This is a genomic window from Clostridia bacterium (assembly GCA_019683875.1).
Classification (GTDB): Bacteria; Bacillota; Sulfobacillia; order RBS10-35; family Bu92; genus Bu92.
Map to the genome: position 1 here is coordinate 1 of JADGHN010000147.1, position 3,576 is coordinate 3,576.

Here is a 3,576-nt window from a genome sequence, read left to right on the forward strand (position 1 = left end):
ACCACCTCCGGCACGCGCAGCCGCACCCCGCCCGAGACCAGCGCCTGCAGCACGTCCTGGCCGCCCATGCCGGTGGCGAAGGCGCCCAGCCCGCCGCCCTGCGTGGTGTGGCTGTCGGAGTCGACGAGCAGCGTGCCAGGCGCTCCGAACCGTTCCGCGTGAACCTGGTGGCAGATCCCGTAGCCGGGGGCCGACCAGTAAAGGCCGTACTTCCGGCAGACGTCCCGCAGGTAGCGGTGATCGTCCGTGTTTTCGTGGGAGAACTGGTACACCTCGTGGTCGCAGTAGGCTGCGGCCAGCGGGACGCGCACGCGGGCGAGCCCCATCGACTCGAACTGGGCCATGATCTGCGGCGCGAACACGTCCTGCAGGAGCACCTGGTCGACGCGGACGAGGATCTGCCCTCCCGGCTGCAAATCGCCGTCCACGAGATGGGCCGACAGGATCTGCTCCGTCATCGTCCCCTTCATGCAGGCTCCTCCCTTCCGAAGAGCGACGGGTGACGCTGCACCGCGTCCCGAGGAGGGACCCGGCCCGGTGCCGGCGGCCGCGCGGGCGCGACCATCTCCGGCGCCGGCCGTCCTCCCCTGGCTACTTGATGCCGAGTTGCTCGTCGGCCTTCTGCGCGAACGAGTTGTCGTAGGTCTTCGTCACGTCGATGTTCGCGTTGCGCACTTCCTCATCCGACGCGGCGAAGACGTTCAATACGGCTTCCGCGCCCTTCGGATCCATGAGGCCGGTGCTGGAGTACATGGGGAGCATGTTCTTGAGCGCGGCCAGGTACAGGTCGGGGTTGCCCTGCGTGTACTCCGTGGGCATCTTCTGCATGATCTCTTCAGGCGTGTGCGTGTGGATCCACTGCAGCGTCTTGACGATGGCCAGAGCAAGTTTCTGCGCGACATCGCGGTGCGCCTGCACCCATTGCGCCGTCGTGTAGAGCGAGCCCGCCGGGTAGTCGCCGCCGAGGACGCGCTCCGTGTCCTCCTTCGTCCGCGTGTCGACGAGGATCCGCAGGTCCGGGTACTTGCTCTTCAGCAGCGTGGGGTCGGGATCGATCAGGACGGCGGCGTCGACCTGGCCTTGCTCCATCGCGGCGACGGCCGTGGAACCCGCGCCGATGCCCACGACGGAAGTTTCCGCCGGGTCGCCCCCGTTCTGCTTGATCACGTACTTCAGGAAGAAGTCGGTGGAGGAACCCGGCGCCGTGACGCCGACGGTCTTGCCCTTCAGGTCCGCCACGCTCTTGATCTTGTCGGTGTTCTTGGGCGCGACGGCGAGGACGAGGCCCGGGAACTGGTCGAACACGACGAACGCCTGCATCGCCTTACCCTTGGCGGCAAGCTCGACCGTGTGGTCGTAGTAGCCCGAGACCACGTCCGCGCTCCCGCCGAGCACGGCGGCCAGGGCCTTGGACCCGCCCTGGAAGTCGACAAGCTCGGCGTCCACGCCGGCCTCCTTGTAGAAGCCGAGCTGGTTCGCGAGGACGACCGGCATGTAGCAGAGGCAGGAGGCGCCGCCGACGGCGATCGTCACGTGGGGCAACGCGCCGGACGTCTCGGAGCCCGGCTCGCTCGTCGTCGCGCCTTGCCCCGTCTCGCTGCCGGCCGGCCCGCCCGCCCCGCAGGCGGTGAGGAGCAGCGCCACGGCCAGAAAGCCGACAAGCCATCCCATGAGGCCCTTCCGCGGCTTCACGTGTTCCCTCTCCTTTCGCGTGCGCGTCAGCACGCTGATGTTTGTCGACCTGCGATGCACGCTCAGCCCGCGACGCGTGCGCGCGCCTCACCCAGCCGCGCGCTGAGGAAGCTTCCGGCCCTGGCGAGGGCGTCGGGCCGGACGCCCGTCCGTACGCCCATGGCCTCCAGGAACGCGACGACGGATTCCGTCGACACGTTGCCCGGCGCACCCGGCGCGTACGGGCAGCCCCCGATGCCCGTGACGGCGGCGTCGAAGATGCGGACGCCCGCCTCCAGGCCGGCAAGGATGTTGGCAAGGGCGAAACCCCGGCGGTCGTGGAGGTGCAGGGCGAGAGGAATGGAGTGGGGGAGTTGGCGCCGTACGGTGGCCACAAGTTCGGAAACCTGCCGGGGATGAGCCACGCCGATCGTGTCCGCCAGCACGATCTCGTCCGCGCCGGCGTCTGCGTATGCGTCGACGACCTTCATGACGTCGTCCGGCGGCACGCGGCCGAGGAAGGGGCAACCGAAGGCAGTGGCCACGGCGCCACGCACCCGAATCCCCGCGCGGTGCGCCGCCTCCACCAGCGGCCGGACGCCCTGCAGGGATTCGTCGGTCGAGCGGTTCAGGTTGGCCCGGTTGTGCGCGTCGGACGCCGACACGACGATGACGACCTCGTCCACGCCGGCCGCCTGCGCGCGCTCCAGGCCCCGCATGTTCGGGATCAGCGCGCTCCAGACAACGTCCGGCGCCACCGGCCGAAGCCGTGACAGCTCATCCGCGTCCGCCAGGGACGGGATCCACGCGGGGTGGACAAAGGACGTGAACTCGATCCGGCGCAGGCCCGCCGCCAACAGCCGGCGCAGCAGCTCCGCCTTGTCCTCGGTGGACAGCGGCGGCTCGTCCTGAAGACCGTCACGTGGGGCGACCTCGACCACCTCGGCCGTGCCCGGTAAGTCCATCTCAGATCACCCCCTCTCGCTTCAATTCGGCCAGTTCCTCAGGGGTGAGGCCGAGCAAGCCCATGTAGATCTCTTCGTTGTGCTGACCCAACTCCGGACCGGCCCAGCGGACAGATCCGGGAGCCTCCCGGAACTTGGGCACGAGGCCCGGCATGAGGAGGTCGGGCTCACGCGGGTCCTTCGGGTTGACCAGCATGTCGCGCGCGTGGTACTGGGGATCGCGAGCGATGTCCGCGATGGAGTACACGGGGCCGGCCGGGACGCCGGCCTCGCGCAGGGCCTGCCAGAGCGCGCCGCTTTCCTGCGTGGCGACCCATTCGCGGATGATGCGGTCCAGCTCGGCGTGGTTCTTCACCCGGGCGGGGTTGTCGATGAAGCGCGGGTCCTGGGCCAGGTCAGGCCGCCCCATCACGGCGGCAAACCGCTTGAAGATCGAGTCCGCGTTCGCGCCGATGGCCATCCAGCGGCCGTCCTTCGTCTCGTACACGCCGCTGGGGGAGGCGGAGAACAGGTCGTTGCCGGACCGTTCCCGCACCCGGCCGTGGACGGCGTACTCCGGGAGGATCGCCTCCGTCAGGCTGAACACGGCTTCGTACAGGGCGACGTCCACCATCTCCGAAGCCTCGCGGCCGCGCGACCGCTCACGGTCCCGGCGCAGCAGCCCGGCCAGGGCGCCGATCACGGCGTAGAGCGAAGCGACCGCGTCGCCCAGGCTGACGCCGACTCGGACCGGCGGCCGGTCGGGGTATCCGGTGATGTAGCGCAGGCCGCCCATCGACTCGGCGATGTTGCCGAAGCCGGCGTCCGCCCTGTAGGGGCCCGTCTGGCCGAAGCCGGAGATGCGGACCATGATCACGTCCGGGTTGATCGCCTTCAGGTCCTCGTAGCCGAGGCCCCACTCCTCCAGGCGACCGGGGCGGAAGTTCTCGACGACGACGTC

At 69.6% G+C, this 3,576-nt stretch carries 4 protein-coding genes; all 4 read right to left on the reverse strand.

From position 1 onward, the window contains the following. On the reverse strand, window positions 1–470 hold a 470-nt coding region (locus tag IRZ18_09040; protein ID MBX5477249.1), incomplete at its 3' end, for an aconitate hydratase. Window positions 471–591: 121 nt separating this feature from the next. Continuing rightward, entirely contained in the window at window positions 592–1,671 is a 1,080-nt protein-coding gene (locus IRZ18_09045; protein ID MBX5477250.1) for an ABC transporter substrate-binding protein, read from the reverse strand. A gap of 83 nt (window positions 1,672–1,754) precedes the next feature. Beyond that, the gene (locus tag IRZ18_09050; protein ID MBX5477251.1) at window positions 1,755–2,636 is read right to left on the reverse strand and encodes a hydroxymethylglutaryl-CoA lyase; all 882 of its coding nucleotides are present in this window, start codon (window positions 2,634–2,636) and stop codon (window positions 1,755–1,757) included. Window position 2,637: 1 nt separating this feature from the next. Further along, window positions 2,638–3,576, reverse strand: a 939-nt coding sequence (locus IRZ18_09055; protein ID MBX5477252.1) for a CoA transferase, incomplete at its 5' end; no start/stop codon positions are given.

Coding starts and splice junctions, on each gene's coding strand:
- IRZ18_09045 (MBX5477250.1), bottom strand. CDS start 1,671: ATGGGATGGCTTGTCGGCTTTCTGGCCGTGGCGCTGCTCCTCACCGCC.
- IRZ18_09050 (MBX5477251.1), bottom strand. CDS start 2,636: ATGGACTTACCGGGCACGGCCGAGGTGGTCGAGGTCGCCCCACGTGAC.